This window comes from Micromonospora sp. C95 (genome assembly GCF_018070465.1).
Taxonomy (GTDB): domain Bacteria; phylum Actinomycetota; class Actinomycetes; order Mycobacteriales; family Micromonosporaceae; genus Micromonospora.
The window spans coordinates 254,971-271,442 of sequence record NZ_JAGPXT010000005.1 but is presented as its reverse complement, the minus strand read 5'-3'; the positions used below and the strand labels follow the sequence as shown (position 1 = coordinate 271,442).

Here is a 16,472-nt window from a genome sequence, read left to right as displayed (position 1 = left end):
GGTGAGGTTGAGGATGCGGCGGAGAGTTGCCGGAGTGTCGGCGCTGGCAGTGGCGGCCAGCCTGGCGGTGAGCGCCCCAGCGCAGGCGGCGGACGAGTTCCGGACCCTCGAACGGGAAGGCGTCACCCTTCAGTACCACCGGGTGGCGAAGACCACCACCGCGGTGACGGGGACGGGTGCCACCCGTTCGGACTTCGACGGTGACGGTGTCGACGACATCGCCGTCACGGGTGACCCGGGCGACTACAACCTGCCGCACTATCCGACCGGCGTGGTCGTGGTGCGCTACTCGTCCGCGCCGCAGGTCGACTACTTCGCCGGGGTGCTGCCGCCCGACGGTGGCTGTCACTGTTTCGGTCTGGCGTTGGTGGCTGGCGACTTCAACGGCGACGGCTACGACGACCTGGCGATCGGCGACATGGACGAGGTGGACCCCGGCAACAAGACCCGGGCCGGCGGGGTCTGGGTCATCCCGGGCAGCCGCACCGGCCTGGTGGTCGACTCGGTGCAGCACGTCAACCAGAGTTCCGCTGGGGTCCCGGGTGGCGCCGAGGAGCTCGACTCGTTCGGGTCGGCGCTCGCGGCCGGTGACATCAACGGTGACGGCCGCGACGACCTGGCGGTCGGCGCGTTCCGGGAGGCGATCGGCAGCGTCGAGGACGCGGGCGCGGTCACCGTCCTCTACGGCGGCGTTGGTGGCCTGACCACCGTCGGTGCCCAGCAGCTCCACCAGAACCAGTCGGCGGTGCCGGGTTCCGCCGAACGCCGGGACCACTTCGGCCGGACCGTCGCCATCGGGAGGGTCAACAACAACAGGTACGCCGACCTGGTCATCGGTGCGCCACAGGAGAACGACGGCCAGTCCTGGGACGGCACCGGCATGGTGACCCTGATGTGGGGTTCGGCCAGCGGAGTGAAGCTCAGCGGGGCCACCTCCGTCACCGGGGCGGCGGTCTACCCGAAGACGGGCGACGAAAACACCGTCGCCTGGTATCTCGGCGAGACTCTGGGGATCGGCGATGTCGACGGCGACGGACTCGGCGAGGTGGTCGCAGGTGCGCCCGGCGCTCAGACGCCGGCCATCAACGCGGGCCTCATCGCCGTCTTCACCGGCCGCAGCGGTGGCCTGTCCCGCGACGCCGCGAAGATCATCAGCCAGCGTACGGCGGGAGTGCCGGGATCACCGGAGCAGGAGGACAGCTTCGGCGGGACGCTCGCGGTCGGTGACGTGACCGGCGACGGCCGGGCGGACGTGCTGGTGGGTGCGCCGGGCGAGGCGATCGGCACGAAGGCCGGGGCGGGCACCGTCGCACTGCTGAAGGGCTCCGCGTCCGGGCTGACCGGCACCGGGGCGCAGGGCTTCGACCAGGATCATTCGGTCGTCCCCGGCGGCGCGGAGCGCGGCGACCTGTTCGGTAGCTCGGTGGCGATCCTCAACCTCAACGGCACCGGCCCGCTTGACGCGGTCGTCGCGTCGAGTGGGGAGGAGGTTGCGGGCGACGTGGCCGGATACCCGTCGGGCACCATCTCGCGGTTCCACGGTTCATCGACCGGGTTGGTCGCCCAGGCCGGTTCGTGGAGCGGCCTGTCGCTGCGTACCGATCGGCTCTGGCCGCGACGGTACGGAATGCGGATCGCCGGCCCGCAGAGCGGCGGCTATCTCTACTGAGCGCACCCGCCCCCAGATCACAGACGAGCAGCACGTACAGGAGAACGGGGTCTTTCCATGCGGCGCAGAGTTGCCGGAGTGTCGGCAGTGGCGGTGGCGGCCAGCCTGGCGGTGGGTGCGCCCGCCGGGGCGGCGGCCGACGTCTGGTCCGTGACCCGGGAGGGGGTCACCCTTCAGGTGCACCGGGTGGCGAAGACGGTCTCCCCGGTCACGGGAAGCGGGCAGACCCGGTCCGACTTCGACGGTGACGGCGTCGACGACATCGCGGTCTCCGCCGACCCGTTCGAGCACACGATGCCCGAGTCGCCGGCTGGCCTGGTCGTGGTGCGTTACTCGTCGGCACCGCACGTCGACTACTACACGAGCCTGATCTCGTCGGCCGGCGGCGAGGTGCGCTTCGGTGATGTTCTCGCCGCCGGTGACTTCAACGGGGACGGCTACGACGACCTGGCAATGGGTGACCTGGCCGAGTACGACCCCACCGCGAAGGTGCACGCCGGCGGAGTGTGGGTGGTTTCGGGCAGCAGCACCGGCCTGGCGATCGGCTCGGCGAAGCACTTCAGCCAGAGTTCGTCGGGCGTGCCTGGTGACTCGGAGCAGGGGGACTGGTTCGGTTCGGCGCTGGCCGCCGGTGACCTCAACGGCGACGGCCGGGACGACCTGGCGATCGGGGCGTACGGCGAGTCGATCGGCACCACCAAGGAGGCTGGCGCGGTAACCGTGCTGTACGGCGGTGTCGGTGGCCTCAGCGGGACCGGTGCGCAGCAGCTGCACCAGAACCAGTCGGCGGTGCCCGGCTCGGCCGAACGCGGTGACCACTTCGGGTGGACCCTCGCGATCGGGAAGGTCAACAGCAACCGCTACGCCGACCTGGTCATCGGGGCACCGCAGGAGAACCAGAGCAGCTCGCCGACGGGCAGCGGCATGCTCACCCTGATGTGGGGCTCGGCGAGCGGCGTGAAGCTCAGCGGGGCCACCTCGGTCACCGGGGCGGCGCTACGCGCGGCGACCGGCCGCAGCGACAGCTACGTGTGGGACCTGGGCATGGCTCTCGCGATCGGCGATGTCAACGGCGACGGGTCGGGCGAGGTGATTGCCGGAGCGCCGTTCGCGCAGAGCCCGACCGGCAACGAGGGCATGGTCGCCGTCTTCCCCGGCAACTCGACCGGGCTGTCCGGCAGTTCGGTGAAGCTTTTCTCGCAGCGTACGGCGGGGGTGCCGGGCTCGGCGGAGGCCGGCGACCTGTTCGGCGCGACGCTCGCGGTGGGTGACGTGACCGGTGACGGCCGGGCGGACGTGCTTGTGGGTGCGCCCGGTGAGGCGATCGGCACGAAGGCCGAGGCGGGCACTGTCGCACTGTTGAAGGGTTCGGCCTCCGGGCTGACCGGCACCGGCGCACAGGGCTTCGACCAGGACCACGCGGTCGTGCCGGGCGGTGCGGAGCGGGCCGACCGGTTCGGTGGCGCGGTGGCGATCCTCAACCTGAACGGCAGCGGTCCGCTGGACGCGGTGGTTACCTCGCCCGGCGAGGAGGTGTCCGGTGACTCGGCCGGCTTCGGGTCCGGCTCGGTCGCCCTGTTCCACGGCGGCTCCGGCGGTCTCGTGCCGCAGTCCGCCTCGTGGAGCGGCCTGAGCATGCGTACCGACTTCGTCTGGCCCAAGTGGTACGGCCGCCGGCTGGCCACCCCGCAGACCGGCGGCCTCTACTACTGACCTGATCTTGTCAGCAGGGGGCGTGACCCTCGACGAAGAGGCGGTGTGCCCAGTCGGCGTATCCGGCGATGATCTTTCGTACCGTCTGGCCGTCGTGCAGGAACAGGTACGCGCGGTCGCCGTCACCGGCGAGCATGCCGTCGAAGCGGTACGTCCCCTGTGGAGCGCGCAGTTCGCGTACCGTCGGATAGCTCGCCCGGACCTCGGCGACGGGTGAGCCGGCCGCGATGCCCTCCGGGGTGCGGACCGGGGCGCCGGCCCAGAGCAGCACCAGCCGCTCCTCGATGAAGATCGGGCTGAACTCGTCGTACCCGGCCAGCGTCGGCCCGCAGGCGTCGACGTCGGTACGCAGGATGCCGCGCCGGGTCAGCTCGCTCTCCGAGTCACCGAAGTCCACATCGGCCACTCCGTCGAGATCGACGACGCTCACCGACGCGACGGGCTCGCGGACGGCGATGGTGTCCGGTGGCATGACTCCGCTACCCGATGCCGAGGCAGCCAGAAGCAGTGCGGCGATGAAGCCGAATTGTCGCAATTTCATCAGAATCCCCCAGTCCCCAACGTGACGGGGGCGCTGAGGTTATTGCCTTGCTTCCCATTCGTCGGCCAATTCGTCCCAGTAGTCGGCGCTGAGCCCACGCCGCCCGTGCGCGAGCCATCCCTCGGTGCTCCGCTCGACGTGTAACCCCAGCTCAGCGAAGGGGTCTAGCCACCGGCCCGGCTCCACGCCCAGCTCGACAAGCGCCGCGTTGATCGGCCACTCCGGCCGCGGACCGTCGAACGCCGCGTCGAAGCGCGGCCCCCAGGCGAGGGCACCGGCCAGCCAGACCGCCGCGGCCTGGTGCCCGGCCCCACCGGCGAACTCCGCCTCGACGTACGCCACCGGGCCGCGCACCGACCAGCGGGCCAGGACCTCGGTCAACGCGGGGGAGAGGACCAGCTCGAACGGCTGTGCCGGGCCGGGCTCGTCGGTGAGATAGTCCGGCGGGGTGCCGGTCAGCTCCAGCACGAGCTGTGGCGTGACCGGCAGCAACGCGAAGTCCTGCCGCAGCTCGCCGAGCACGGCATGATCCAGCTCGCGGGTCTCCTCGCGCAGCAGCTCGGCGTCCGCGACTACCGCGCTGAGCTGGTAACTCACCCGACGTCCACAACCTGTGGATAGAACATGTGTACGACGGTGGTCAGGTCTTGTCGACGGTGGCGACGAAGGCGCGCCAGGCGGCCGGGCTGAACAGCAGTGCCGGGCCGGTCCGGTCCTTCGAGTCGCGTACGCCCACCACGTCGGGCAGGTTGCCGGCGACCTCGACACAGGCGCCACCGTTGCCGCTGCTGCGGCTGCTCTTGTGCCACCGGGCGCCGGCCAGCGCCGGGGTGTCGTTCACTGCCATGACTCCGCCACCTCCCTGATCAGGTCGACCGACTGCCAGTGCGAGAGTGTCTCGCCGCGCACGTTCTCCCACGCGGCAAGTATCGCCGCGATCTCGGCCTGCTCGCTGACCACCTGCCCCTGCAACTGGTTGTCCAGGTAGCCGGCGATGCGGTGATCGGGCGCGGTGGCGATGATGAACGGGCCGTTCAGCCCAGCGTATTCGCCCACTGTGGACGGCACCACATGTATCCGGATGTGCGGCTGGGTCGACGCCTCGGCGAGTGCCAGCAGTTGCTCGCGCATGACGGCCGGGCCACCGACCGGCCGGCGCAGCACCGCCTCGTCAAGCACGGCGGTGAGCAGGGGCGGTTCCTCGCGGTGCAGGATCAACTGGCGGGACATCCGGTGGTCGACCAACCGTGCCACCTCGCTGCGCGGGATCAGGCCGCCGCCGGCGAGCACCGCGCGGGCGTACGCCTCGGTCTGGAGCAGGCCGGGTAGGACGTTTGGCTCGAACCAGCGCAGCGTGGTCGCCTCGCGCTCGATCTCCTGCCAGGGGCGGAACCAGACCAGCGCCCGACGTCGCGAAATGTCCGGCCAAATGTCCGAGACATTCTTCTGGAGCGCATCTGCCGCCGTGAGGCGGTGCCGGGCATGCGGGATCCGATCTTCGAGCAACCACCGACTGACCGTCTTCGGGTCGACGCCGACGCGTTCCGCGAGCGACTCGATCGTGTGCCCGGTGTCCCGCAGCGCCACCCGCAGCGCGTCGTTCATGGCCGCCTCCCATCGGACGTCTCGAATATCCGCCGACCATACCCACACGCCATGTAGTTGTCTCGTTACGTGCGGCAAGTTGGGGGTGTCGATGGCGCGGCCGGTGGAGGTTCATCCCCCTTGACCCGGCGGTCGTGACATCGGGGGGCCGCCGTCGGGCGAGCAACCACGGCGGCCCCCATCCACTAATCGACGGTGGCGTCGGGGCGGGTCGGTGGCGTCGGGCCGGTCGGTGCCGTCGGATAGCGGCCGGGCGGTGCCGCCGAGCAGGGTTGGCGCTGGTGGGCGGGCTCGCTCATCGCCGCCGTTGAGGGCCGGCGAGGAACCAGGTAGATGCCCCTGCGCGGCCTGTCGAGCTGAGAGCACAGACGACTCAGCCGACGAACCAGCGGCGGCGCGGGCGTTCCCTGCCGATAACGGAAGGAGGTGACCTGTGCCGGAGCGCACCGTGAACCAGCCGCCGGCCGTCCAGCGAAGTGGAGACGCTAACCGGCGAGGCGAGTTCGGTGGCCGGCGAGGTGACGTCGCTGGCCGGCGAGGTGCCGCCGAGGACGGGCGGGATGCCGTCGGGCCGCATCGGCGCCGAGGCCCCGAGCCGGGAGAGCGCGTCGGTTCGATAGTGCCGGGGGAACTGCTGCTGCTGACCCGCGCGGCGTCCCCGCAGTTCGTCCGCCCGATCACGGTCCGGGTCATCCGACACCGCACCGACCGGAGCACCTATGACGGCTGGACCTGGATCGAGTGCTACGAGATCGATGCCCGGGGCGACGCGGTCGAGCGCCGCGAGCTGTTCCTGATGCCGGCCGGCCTGATCCGCGCCGCTGATCGGCCCGACGTGCCAGCGATGGCGGGCGGTCCTTCGGCGTCTCGTGCCTGGTCAGGTCGCTCGGCTGGGGTGGTCCGTCGATGAGCCGTCGTCGCCCGGAACACGTACCGTCCCGCCCGACCTGGCGCTGCCGGGACTGCGGTGCCGGGTGGCCGTGCGGCGCGGCGAAGCTCCGGCTCCTGCGCCAGTACCGGGACGATCGGGCCGCGTTGCTGGTGCACCTCGCGACGCTGTACGCGCAGGCCAGCGCGCAGCTTGGTGACACCTCGTCGGCGGTCGGGTTGTTCGACCGCTTCGTGTCCTGGGCGCGTGTGCGAGGTTAGGAGGCTGTCCGCGTACCGTCGCGGGTGCTGGACCGCCGTCCCCAGCGGAAGTGGCGGGCGGGGCGCGCCGCAGACGGTGGTGGCGCACCGACCGGAGGCCGCGCGGCGTTGCCGGCGGCCTCCGTCCCCGTGTCGGTCGGGGTCACCGTGCTCAGTTCGCCACGGCGACCTGCTGCGGTGGTTGCTTGCTGGGCCGAGCGACGAGCAGCGTCGCGACGGCGACCGCGAGACCGGCGATGGTCAGCCCGAGGACCAGCCAGGAGGGTCCGAAGGGGTAGTAGTACTCGCCCGGGGTGAAGGCGCTGTGCACGGTGAGCAGGCCGCCGTCGTCAACGCCGCCGCCGGCGCGGACCATCCGCACGGCGTTGCCGTACAGCGCGAGCGTCGGTAGCGCCAGCGCCAGCAGCGAGGTCCTGCCGAGCCCACCGGCGGTCATCCGCCGTCCGGGCGGCGCTGCCACCATGTGGTACGCGACGGCCGCCGCGACGAGCCAGCCGACGACCAGCCCGCCGGCCAGGCCGATGGCGACCAGGGGCAGGAAGGCGGCGGTACGGGTTGGCGTGGCGTCGATCGAGACCTGGCCGCCGTCGTCGGCGGTATACGCGCGGACCTGGATGAGCAGGCCGGCGGACTCGGCGTCGAACCGGGCGCCACGCAACGGGGTCTCGGTGGTGGTGCCGTCCGAGTTGGCGGTGACCCGGCGCGCGGAGAGCGGAGTGGACTCGGAGACGGACCAACCCGCATCGGTGAACCGCTGCCGGACCTGCTCGCCGTTCCAGCTGGCCGCGACGGCGTCGGTCACGTTGCTCCGGTCGGCGTGCCAGTTCGTCTCCACGCGGTACTGGCTCGACTCGCCGAGTCCGCCGGCCAACTGCGTCAGGCGTGCCGCGCTCTCGTCGTCGGGCAGGTCCGCGAAGGTCTGGGCGCCGAGCCAGGAGCCGGCGGCGGCACCGAAACCGCCCATGACCAGGGCGGCGAGCAGCGCCGCGATCGCCATGAACGGCCGGCCGGCGGGCAGCCGGAACCGCAGCCGCAGGCCGCTGGCGATCAGGTGGAGGGCCTCGCCGGCCCGGGGGCGGCGCTGGCCTGGCTCCGCCATCTCCAGCAGCGTGGTCACCACCTCGGTGCCGTGCCGGCGCCGGTGTCTGCGCGGATAGGCGAGCAGCAGCCTGCGGTACCCCCGCTCCAGGCGGTCGTCGGCGTTCGGCCAGGCCGCGGTCATCCGGTCACCTCGCCTACGGTCGGGGCGCTCACCAGGCCGAAGCTCAGCGCGCCACCGAGGCGCTTGCCCAACTGCATCTCCGCTGCGGTGGCGTGCCGGCGCAGCCGCTCGACCTGCGCCTGCAACGCGGCGGCTCCGGCGTCGCTGAGCCGGTAGTAGCGGCGCAGGCGGCCCTCGACGGCCTCCTCCCGGTCGACGGCGACCAGGCCCTGCTCGGCCAGCCGGTCCAGCGCACCGTAGAGGGTGCCCGGCCGCAGCTTGACCTCGCCCGCCGACAGCTCGTCGACCGCCCGGATCACCCCGTAACCGTGCAACGGCTGCGCCGCCAGCGCGGTGAGGATCAGAAAGGTGGGTTCCTGCATGGGGGTGATACTACGGCTGACGATATATACCGTCAACCGATCATGAGTGAGCCGAAGCGGTTCGGTGCGGCCTGGCTGCGGTGCGGTCTCGCGGCGGTGCGGCGAGCCGGGGACGGGGCGGTCCAGGCTGGCGAGACCAAGAAGACGCCCTCCGGCACCGGTGCCGGAGGGCGTGACGACCACGGGATTCCCCCAATGGGCAGGGAATACCGCGACGTGCTACTTCTTGAGGGCCACGTGATCACCTGCGGCCGAGACGGACGCGACTGTGGCGTTTCCCGCGTACGAGAAGCGCCAGTAGCCGGCGGCCTTGGCGGTGGTGGTCGTCTTCAGGTAGCCCTTGGCGTCGGTGTAGACGGTCTTGACAGTGGTGTACGTGCTGCTGCCGGACTTGCGGAACTGGAGCTTGACCGGCTGTTTCGCGTACCCGACGAAGGTGCTGGCGGCGTCGGTGGTGGCTCGGGTCAGCCGGCCGGTGACGGTGAGCTTGCGGCCCTTGACCACCGGCTCCGGAGCGGCGTTCACCGTCAGCTTGGCGACCTTGTAGAGGGTCACGCTGTCCGCGCCCGAGGTTGAGCCGACGGAGGTGGTGCTGCCGGCGAACGACCACCGCCACGTCCCCGAGGTGGTGGCCTTGACTGTCGTCTTCAGCTTGCCGTCGGAACCGGCGGTGACGGTCTTGACGGTGCTGTACGAGGTGGCGCCGGCCTTCTTGAACTGGAGCCGGACCGGCTGGCTCGGATAGCCGACCACCACGTAGGTGCTGCCGTCGGCCGTGAGGTGGTTCCAGTTGGGCTGGGTGAGCTGCCCTGAGACGGTCAGGGTGCCGTTCTTGCGGACCGGCTCCGGCGTCGCATTCGCCGTCGCCAGCCAGGTCTGCTTCAGCAGTGGAACACTGTCCGCCGCCGCACTTATCAGGTTGTCGTAACGCCCACCGTCGAGCGCGTAGCCGTGAATCGACAGGTGGACGGGACGGCCCGCCGACGCGTTGTCCATGTGGTACTGACGAACCATCGCGGTTCCGGTGCAGATCTGCGTGGTGGCGGTGGCTGTCACGCAGTTCATCTCGTAGCCGGGCGTGCCCTCAAGGAAGACGAAGAAGTAGCCGCCGCCGATGGTGCGCAGCCTCGCGCTGATCCGTACGACTCCACCGGAGTCGTCGTAGATCTCCGTCCGCACCGGCACCTCGACCAGTCCGCTGGTGCCCATGACGATCGGTCTGCCGTTGTTGATGGTGGTGCTCAGGATCTTGGTGTCGTGGTAGCTCGGTTCGGCATGGGCCGGCGGTGCCAGCAGCAGGCCACCCGCGACGGCTCCTGTCAGGATCAACCCGACGTGACGGAAGGGCGTCAAGAAAGTCCCCCATGGCTCAGGACCGCGTCTGCGACGCGGTGGCCGCATCGTGCCACACCGATCAGCCATGATCAAGAAGTCGACAGGGGGCCTGGCGGCGGAGTTCGCGGCGGTGGGTGCGTGGCGGGTGGGCGTCAGCCAGGATTCCTGGCGGTGCTCGCCCGGGTGCCCGACCACGAGAAAGGCCCCGACCTGGAGTCGGTCGGGGCCGTACATCTACCTGCTCAGGTGAGCGGAGGATACGAGATTCGAACTCGTGAGGGTGTTAACCCAACACGCTTTCCAAGCGTGCGCCCTAGGCCTCTAGGCGAATCCTCCGCGAGCCAGGATACAGGTCCGCGCCGGGCTGCCCACCCCACCACCCCCTGAAGATCCACGGTCGGTCGGGTAGGCTGGGCGTACCTCCCGTGCGGCGGTATCTCGTGAACCTCCCCAGGGCCGGAAGGCAGCAAGGATAAGCGAGCTCTGCCGGGTGCACGGGAGGCCTTTCTGTCTCCGGCGCCCTCCGGCGTTCTCCAATTGCGGCATCTTGGGGTTTCCCGGCCAGTGGAGACCGCAAGACGCCGCAACCGGAGTGGATCATCCGCTGGCGCGAACTGGGCGGACCGCGTCCGGGTGCGCAGACCCCCGGCGACGGGATGCGCGCATCCGGATGGCCCGGCGGGGTGGGTGGTCAGGCGGGACGGGTCGGCGCAGAATGGCTCGGTCGAGAGGAGGCGGGACGCCGTGGCACTGGCGCTCTACCGCAAGTACCGGCCGCGTACCTTCGCCGAGGTCATCGGGCAGGAGCACGTCACCGAGCCGTTGTCGCAGGCGCTGCGCAGCGGGCGGCTCAACCACGCGTACCTCTTCTCCGGCCCACGCGGCTGCGGCAAGACCTCAAGCGCCCGCATCCTGGCCCGCTCGCTCAACTGCGAGCACGGGCCCACCCCGGAGCCCTGCGGCACCTGTGACTCCTGTCGCTCGCTGGCCGGCGACGGAGCCGGCTCGATCGACGTCATCGAGATCGACGCGGCCAGTCACGGTGGCGTGGATGACGCCCGTGAGCTGCGGGAGAAGGCGTTCTTCGCGCCGGCCAACAGCCGCTTCAAGATCTATGTCATCGACGAGGCGCACATGGTCTCGTCGGCCGGCTTCAACGCCCTGCTCAAGCTGGTCGAGGAGCCGCCGGAGTACGTCAAGTTCATCTTCGCCACCACCGAGCCGGAGAAGGTCCTCGGCACCATCAAGTCGCGGACCCACCACTACCCGTTCCGGCTGATCCCGCCGAAGGTGCTCCGGCCCTATCTTGAGCAGCTGACCCAGGCCGAGGGGGTGCAGGTCGAGCCGGCGGTGTTCCCGCTCGTGGTGCGCGCCGGTGGCGGCAGCGCCCGGGACAGCCTCTCCGTACTCGACCAGCTCATCGCCGGTGCCGGGCCCGACGGGGTGAGCTACGCCCGGGCCGCCGCGCTGCTCGGGGTGACCGACGCGGCGCTTATCGACGAGATGTGCGACGCCCTCGCCGCCGGGGACGGTGCTGCCGCGTACGCCACCGTCGACCGGGTCGCCGAGGCCGGGCACGACCCTCGCCGGTTCGCCGCCGACCTGCTGGAACGGCTCCGCGACCTGATCGTGCTCCAGCAGGTGCCCGACGCGGTGACCAAGGGCCTCATCGACGGGCCGGACGACCAGATCGAGCGGATGGCCGCCCAGGCCCAGCAACTCGGACCGGGCACGCTGTCCCGCTGCGCCGACATCGTGCACGACGGCCTGGTGGAGATGCGCGGTACCACCGCTCCCCGGCTGCTGCTCGAACTGATCTGCGCCCGGATGCTGCTGCCCGGCGTCGACGACTCCACCGGCGGCCTGCTCCAACGCCTCGAACGCATGGAGCGCCGGCTCACCCTCGCCGGCACCGACGCGCCGCCGGCCACCGCCGGCTCCGTGTCGGCCACCAACCCCCCGGCGGTACGCACCCAGCCTCCCGCCGCGCCCGCGGCTGCCGCCGCGAATCGGGCCGGGACCGGCGCTGCCGCGCCGGCTACCGCCACCTCGCCAGCCGGCCGCGAGACTGCCACCTCAGCGATCGGCGGCGACAGCGCATCCTCGTCGGCCGAGCGCGGTAGCGGCCGTCCGTACTCCGCTCGTGGCGACGGGTCGGCGGCTGGTCGGGACGGCGCGACCCGGGCTGCCGGTCGTGACGGGGTGTCGTCGGCCGGTCCTGACGGCACGACTCGGCACGCCGGTCATGGCGGCGCGATCCCGGCTGGTTCTGACGGCGGTGCCGAGAACGCCGGTCGTGCCGCAGTGACCTCGGCCGCCGGCCCGGGGGCGGGCGGTACCGCAGCGGATGGTCGGGCCGACGCGGGTTACCGCCCCGCCGGGAACGGGGCCAGCACGAACGGGGCCGGCGCCGGCCCGGCCGGCGGACCCGGTGACGACGGTTCGGGACGGCCGGGTGCCTCCCAGGGCGATGCGACAAACGGTGCCGCCATGTCCCGGCGGGCTGTGCCGGCGTCGGCGATCATGCCTGATCCAGCGACCCCGGAACCCCCTCGCCCGGGTGCGACGGCTCCTGGCGTACTGGACGCGGTCGCGGTACGCCGGGTCTGGCCGGAGGTGGTCGGCAAGGTCAACCGGAGCAACAAGCGGATCGCCGCGCTGATGCGCGACGCGGTCGTCCGTGACCTCGACGGGGACACTCTCGTGCTGACCGTGAAGTCGGCGGTGCTGGCCCGGATGATGTCCGACCACGCGCAGGTGCTCACCGACGCGCTCTACGAGGAGTTGGGCGGACGCTGGCAGATCCGCTGCGAGGTGGCCGGCGAACGGGGCGGGTCGTCGCCTGGTCCGCACCGCAGCCCGTCCGCTCCCGGCCCGGCCCCCGCTCCGGTCGCCGCCAGTCCGCAGGTGCCCGCAGCGCGGGCCGATCGAGGCCGTTCCGGCGGCGCCGCCAGCGCTCACCGGTCGGGTGACCCGGCTGCCACCACGGCTGAGGACAGCGACGACGACTGGCCCGAGCCGGCCCGCCCAGGTGGTAGTGCCGCGTCCGCTGCCGACGACTGGCCGGAGGCGGCCCGTCCCGGCGGCGGGTCGGTCGACGCGGCGGCGGACTCGTCGGGCGACCCTCGGGCGGCTGCCTCGCACACCTCGGCGGACGTTGCGCCGGGCACCCCGTCGAGTCGTGGCGCGAGTGGCGGCTCACCGGTCGCCGGTTCGGACGGCGCGGGGACGCCCGCCACCGGAACGGCCGGTGGGTTGGACGGGGCGCGGACGTCCGTCGGCTCGGACCGAACCGGCGCGAGCGGAGTGCCGGGTGCCGCGCGGGCGACCCTCGGATCAGCTGGAGCGGCGACAACCGTCGGATCGGCTGGAGCGGCGACAACCGCCGGGTCGGGTGGGGCCGGGGCGAACGGTGGGTCGGGCGGCCCTGGGCCGAGTGCCGCGCCGCGCCAGGCGGGTACGCCCAACGGCAATGGCAGCTCCGGTGGTGCCCCGGTGAGCAGCGCGATCGCGGCGGCTCGGGCGGCGGCGGCCGGGCGGGGTGCGCGTACCGACAAGAGGGTCCGGCAGACCGCGGACGTGGAGTTTGCCGGCGAACCGCCGTACGACCCGGATTTCGACGGCCCGTTGCGCGGTGGCGCGGGACGTCCCGGCGCTCAACCGCCCGCCACTCCCGCCTACGAGGGCTTCGACCCGGGTGACGAGCCACTCGACGAGATCGTCGACGAGAAGACCGCCCGCGAGTCGAGCGAGGAACAGGCCGTACGCCTGCTCCGCGAGACCTTCGGCACCGTCGAGAAGATCAACGACTGACCCCCACCCCCCCGTTCGCCGCGATCTTGCACTTTTCGCCTCCACAAATGCCTTCGAAACGGACATCAGGGCGACCAGAAGTGCAAGATCGACGGGGTGGTCGGTGGGGGGCGTTAGGGTGGGCGGCGGTAGAACGGGCGAGTTGAGGGAGTCATCGTGCGGCCTGGTGGACAGCCGAACATGCAGCAGATGCTGAAGCAGGCGCAGAAGATGCAGCAGCAGATCGCCAAGGCACAGGCGGAGCTGGCCGAGGCCGAGGTGACCGGCACCGCCGGTGGCGGCTTGGTCACCGCCGTCGTCACCGGTTCCGGCGAGGTCAAGGGCATCAAGATCGACCCGAAGGCCGTCAACCCGGACGACGTGGAGACCCTGGAGGACCTCGTCGTCGCCGCGCTGCACAACGCCAGCGAGGCGGCCCGCGAGTTGACCGAGCAGAAGATGGGCCCGGTCGCGGGCGGGATGGGCGGCCTCGGCCTGCCCGGGTTCTGAGCCCTCAGATGTACGAGGGGGCCATCCAGGATCTGATCGACGAACTGGGCCGGCTGCCGGGCGTGGGCCCCAAGAGCGCCCAGCGGATCGCCTTTCACGTGCTGTCCGCCGACCCGGCCGACGTCAACCGGCTGGCCGGCGCGCTGCGCAAGGTCAAGGAGCTGGTGCGCTTCTGCACCAGTTGCTACAACGTCGCCGAGTCCGACACGTGCCGGATCTGCCGCGACCCGCGCCGCACCGACGAGGTGATCTGCGTGGTCGAGGAGCCGAAGGACGTGGTGGCGATCGAGCGGACCGGTGAGTTCCGCGGCCGGTACCACGTGCTCGGCGGTGCGATCAATCCGCTGGAGGGTATCGGGCCGGACAACCTGCGCATCCGCGAGCTGATGACCCGTCTCGGCGGCGGCGCGGTCCGGGAGCTGATCCTGGCCACCGACCCGAACACCGAGGGCGAGGCGACCGCCACCTACCTGGCGCTGATGGTGAAGCCGATGGGGATCGCGGTGACCCGGCTGGCCAGCGGGCTGCCGGTCGGCGGCGACCTGGAGTACGCCGACGAGATCACCCTGGGCCGGGCGTTCGAGGGCCGCCGCGCCGTCTGAGGACGCTCCCGCGTCCACTGTGGTTTCTAACATGTGGGCCGGCTGGCAGACGGTCGATGTAACAAATCCGCATCACTCAAATCGGACAAAAAGTCTCTTTGCTGGCCGTCTGTGCTGGCCTTTCGCTGCTGTCTCAGCGATTAAGACACGATCCGGTACCAACCGCTTCGACAGCCATTTCCCGCCGGTCCGAACGGGAGCTAAGGTCACGGCCATCGGTGACCCTGTCACCACGTTGTCCGTACCCCCAAGGACGAGGTGAAGCACCATGCGTGCATCCAGGCCGAAGGTCGCTATCGCGGCCGTGGCGGCCGCGGCCCTCGCGGTTGCAGGCTGTGCCGAGAGCGACCGCGAAGGTTCCAGCGGTAGTAGCAAGGACACCCTGGTCTTCGGCGTCGCCGGAGACCCGAAGGTGCTCGACCCCAGCTTCGCCAGTGACGGTGAGTCGCTGCGCGTGGCCCGCCAGGTGTTCGAGACGCTGGTCCGCCCGGAGGAGGGTGGCACCAAGGTCAGCCCCGGCCTCGCCGAGTCCTGGGAGCCGGACGCCGCGGGCACCACGTGGACGTTCAAGTTGCGCTCCGGCGTGAAGTTCCACGACGGCACCGACTTCAACGCCGAGGCCGTCTGCGTCAACTTCGACCGCTGGTACAACGCCAAGGGCCTGATGCAGAGCCCGGACGTGACCGCGTACTGGCAGGACGTCATGGGTGGCTTCGCCGCCAACGAGGACGACACCCTCGGCGAGAGCCTCTTCAAGTCCTGCTCCGCCACCGACCCCACCACGGTCGCGCTGACCTTCAGCCGGGTCTCCAGCAAGATCCCGGCCGCCCTGATGCTGCCGTCCTTCTCCATGCACAGCCCGAAGGCGCTCCAGGAGCACGACGCCAGCAACGTCTCGGGCAGCGCGGACGACATCAAGTACCCGGCCTACGCGACCGCGCACCCGACCGGTACCGGTCCGTTCAAGTTCAAGACCTGGGACATCGCGAACAAGACGCTGACCCTGGAGCGGAACGAGGACTACTGGGGCGACAAGGCCAAGCTCAAGAGCCTGATCTTCAAGACCATCTCGGACGAGAACGCCCGTAAGCAGGCGCTGCGCTCCGGCGACATCCAGGGCTACGACCTGGTCGGCCCGGCCGACGTCCAGCCGCTCAAGGACGAGGGCTTCAACCTCCTGACCCGCCCGGCCTTCAACATCCTCTACCTGGCCATCAACCAGAAGGGGAACCCGAAGCTGGCGGACCTGAAGGTCCGGCAGGCGCTCGCCCACGCCGTCAACCGTCAGGCCCTTGTCGACTCGAAGCTGCCCCCGGGCGCCCAGGTCGCGGTGAACTTCTTCCCCGACACGGTCGAGGGCTGGAACGGCGACGTCACCAAGTACGAGTACGACGTCGAGAAGGCCAAGTCGCTGCTGGCCGAGGCCGGTGCGTCGGACCTGACCCTGCGGTTCCACTACCCGACCGAGGTCACCCGGCCCTACATGCCGAACCCGAAGGACCTGTTCGAGCTGGTCTCGGCGGACCTCCAGGCGGCCGGCATCAAGATCGAGCCGATCCCGCTGAAGTGGAGCCCGGACTACCTCAACGCCACCACCTCCGGCAGTGAGCACGACCTGCACTTCCTCGGGTGGACCGGCGACTACGGTGACGGCTACAACTTCATCGGCACGTTCTTCGACCGGCAGAAGGACGAGTGGGGCTTCAACAACAAGGCCCTGTTCGACAAGTTCCGGGAGGCGGACACCACTGCGGACCAGGCGGCCAAGGTGGCGCTCTACAAGGAGTTGAACGCCGACATCATGAACTTCCTGCCCGGTGTGCCGATCTCGCACTCGCCGCCGGCAATCGTGTTCGGCAAGGACGTGACCGGGGTCAAGGCGAGCCCGCTCACCGACGAGCGGTTCGCCACCGCGGAGTTCAAGTCCTGATCTGACGCACCGACCACGGGCGGGCGCTGTGACCCACAGCGC

15 protein-coding genes, 1 tRNA gene and 1 other RNA gene are annotated in these 16,472 nt (G+C 70.8%); 9 read left to right on the top strand and 8 right to left on the bottom strand.

Annotated elements, in window-relative coordinates; translation table 11 throughout:
• The first annotated feature begins 34 nt into the window (after nt 1-34).
• On the top strand, nt 35-1,669 hold the full coding sequence (locus KBX00_RS09070) for an FG-GAP-like repeat-containing protein (protein WP_307868320.1): 1,635 nt from the start codon (nt 35-37) through the stop codon (nt 1,667-1,669).
• Between the two features lie 78 nt (nt 1,670-1,747).
• Nucleotides 1,748-3,382 carry an FG-GAP-like repeat-containing protein gene (locus KBX00_RS09065; RefSeq protein WP_307868318.1) on the top strand — a complete coding sequence of 545 codons (1,635 nt, stop codon included), beginning with the start codon at nt 1,748-1,750 and terminating at the stop codon, nt 3,380-3,382.
• Nucleotides 3,383-3,392: 10 nt separating this feature from the next.
• On the opposite strand, the gene KBX00_RS09060 is transcribed toward KBX00_RS09065, so the two are convergent.
• Genes KBX00_RS09060 through KBX00_RS09045 form a run of 4 tightly spaced genes read right to left on the bottom strand, consistent with a single transcriptional unit; the run spans nt 3,393 to nt 5,528 of the window.
• On the bottom strand, nt 3,393-3,923 hold the full coding sequence (locus KBX00_RS09060; protein WP_210825203.1) for a hypothetical protein: 531 nt from the start codon (nt 3,921-3,923) through the stop codon (nt 3,393-3,395).
• Between the two features lie 39 nt (nt 3,924-3,962).
• Nucleotides 3,963-4,520, bottom strand: coding sequence for a hypothetical protein (locus KBX00_RS09055; RefSeq protein ID WP_210825201.1), 558 nt, complete (start codon nt 4,518-4,520; stop codon nt 3,963-3,965).
• 43 nt (nt 4,521-4,563) lie between these two features.
• Nucleotides 4,564-4,770 carry a DUF397 domain-containing protein gene (locus tag KBX00_RS09050; RefSeq protein WP_210825199.1) on the bottom strand — a complete coding sequence of 69 codons (207 nt, stop codon included), beginning with the start codon at nt 4,768-4,770 and terminating at the stop codon, nt 4,564-4,566.
• Nucleotides 4,761-5,528, bottom strand: coding sequence for a helix-turn-helix transcriptional regulator (locus tag KBX00_RS09045; protein WP_210825197.1), 768 nt, complete (start codon nt 5,526-5,528; stop codon nt 4,761-4,763). The genes KBX00_RS09050 and KBX00_RS09045 overlap by 10 nt, the downstream gene beginning before the upstream one ends.
• Nucleotides 5,529-6,147: 619 nt before the next feature.
• On the opposite strand from KBX00_RS09045, the gene KBX00_RS29175 reads away from it, so the two are divergent.
• Both KBX00_RS29175 and KBX00_RS09035 read left to right on the top strand, forming a co-directional pair.
• Nucleotides 6,148-6,438, top strand: a complete 291-nt coding sequence (locus KBX00_RS29175; RefSeq protein ID WP_307868312.1) for a hypothetical protein — start codon at nt 6,148-6,150, stop codon at nt 6,436-6,438.
• Nucleotides 6,435-6,677 carry a flavin reductase gene (locus KBX00_RS09035; protein ID WP_210825195.1) on the top strand — a complete coding sequence of 81 codons (243 nt, stop codon included), beginning with the start codon at nt 6,435-6,437 and terminating at the stop codon, nt 6,675-6,677. The genes KBX00_RS29175 and KBX00_RS09035 overlap by 4 nt, the downstream gene beginning before the upstream one ends.
• Before the next feature lie 151 nt (nt 6,678-6,828).
• Here the strand turns inward: KBX00_RS09035 and KBX00_RS09030 are convergent, their stop codons facing one another.
• From KBX00_RS09030 to KBX00_RS09015, 4 genes are all read right to left on the bottom strand, one after another.
• Nucleotides 6,829-7,899 (bottom strand): hypothetical protein, encoded by a 1,071-nt coding sequence (locus KBX00_RS09030; RefSeq protein WP_210825193.1) that lies wholly within the window; start codon nt 7,897-7,899, stop codon nt 6,829-6,831.
• The gene (locus KBX00_RS09025) at nt 7,896-8,261 is read right to left on the bottom strand and encodes a PadR family transcriptional regulator (protein WP_210825191.1); all 366 of its coding nucleotides are present in this window, start codon (nt 8,259-8,261) and stop codon (nt 7,896-7,898) included. Before KBX00_RS09025 ends, KBX00_RS09030 begins: the two co-directional genes overlap by 4 nt.
• A 219-nt stretch (nt 8,262-8,480) precedes the next feature.
• A complete protein-coding gene (locus KBX00_RS09020) occupies nt 8,481-9,614 on the bottom strand; it encodes a hypothetical protein (RefSeq protein WP_210825189.1) in 1,134 nt (377 codons plus the stop codon).
• A 233-nt stretch (nt 9,615-9,847) separates the two neighbouring features.
• A tRNA-Ser gene (locus KBX00_RS09015) sits at nt 9,848-9,932 on the bottom strand.
• Nucleotides 9,933-10,013: 81 nt separating this feature from the next.
• On the opposite strand from KBX00_RS09015, the gene ffs reads away from it, so the two are divergent.
• The 5 genes from ffs to KBX00_RS08990 all read left to right on the top strand — a co-directional run bounded on the left by ffs (nt 10,014) and on the right by KBX00_RS08990 (nt 16,430).
• Nucleotides 10,014-10,103, top strand: an RNA gene (gene ffs, locus KBX00_RS09010) — signal recognition particle sRNA small type.
• Between the two features lie 237 nt (nt 10,104-10,340).
• The gene (locus tag KBX00_RS09005) at nt 10,341-13,409 is read left to right on the top strand and encodes a DNA polymerase III subunit gamma and tau (RefSeq protein WP_210825187.1); all 3,069 of its coding nucleotides are present in this window, start codon (nt 10,341-10,343) and stop codon (nt 13,407-13,409) included.
• Between the two features lie 180 nt (nt 13,410-13,589).
• Entirely contained in the window at nt 13,590-13,898 is a 309-nt protein-coding gene (locus tag KBX00_RS09000; RefSeq protein WP_301547631.1) for a YbaB/EbfC family nucleoid-associated protein, read from the top strand.
• An 8-nt stretch (nt 13,899-13,906) separates the two neighbouring features.
• Complete coding sequence (gene recR / locus KBX00_RS08995; RefSeq protein ID WP_164450030.1) at nt 13,907-14,500, top strand: recombination mediator RecR; 594 nt, start codon at nt 13,907-13,909, stop codon at nt 14,498-14,500.
• Nucleotides 14,501-14,768: 268 nt separating this feature from the next.
• On the top strand, nt 14,769-16,430 hold the full coding sequence (locus tag KBX00_RS08990) for an ABC transporter substrate-binding protein (RefSeq protein ID WP_210825183.1): 1,662 nt from the start codon (nt 14,769-14,771) through the stop codon (nt 16,428-16,430).
• The last annotated feature ends 42 nt before the right edge of the window (nt 16,431-16,472 follow it).

Excerpts from the sequence above, each read along its gene's own strand:
- KBX00_RS09060 (WP_210825203.1), bottom strand. The coding sequence starts at position 3,923 with ATGAAATTGCGACAATTCGGCTTCATCGCCGCACTGCTTCTGGCTGCC.
- KBX00_RS09050 (WP_210825199.1), bottom strand. The coding sequence starts at position 4,770 with ATGGCAGTGAACGACACCCCGGCGCTGGCCGGCGCCCGGTGGCACAAG.
- KBX00_RS09045 (WP_210825197.1), bottom strand. The coding sequence starts at position 5,528 with ATGAACGACGCGCTGCGGGTGGCGCTGCGGGACACCGGGCACACGATC.
- KBX00_RS09035 (WP_210825195.1), top strand. The coding sequence starts at position 6,435 with ATGAGCCGTCGTCGCCCGGAACACGTACCGTCCCGCCCGACCTGGCGC.
- KBX00_RS09030 (WP_210825193.1), bottom strand. The coding sequence starts at position 7,899 with ATGACCGCGGCCTGGCCGAACGCCGACGACCGCCTGGAGCGGGGGTAC.
- KBX00_RS09025 (WP_210825191.1), bottom strand. The coding sequence starts at position 8,261 with ATGCAGGAACCCACCTTTCTGATCCTCACCGCGCTGGCGGCGCAGCCG.
- KBX00_RS09000 (WP_301547631.1), top strand. The coding sequence starts at position 13,590 with ATGCAGCAGATGCTGAAGCAGGCGCAGAAGATGCAGCAGCAGATCGCC.
- recR (WP_164450030.1), top strand. The coding sequence starts at position 13,907 with ATGTACGAGGGGGCCATCCAGGATCTGATCGACGAACTGGGCCGGCTG.
- KBX00_RS08990 (WP_210825183.1), top strand. The coding sequence starts at position 14,769 with ATGCGTGCATCCAGGCCGAAGGTCGCTATCGCGGCCGTGGCGGCCGCG.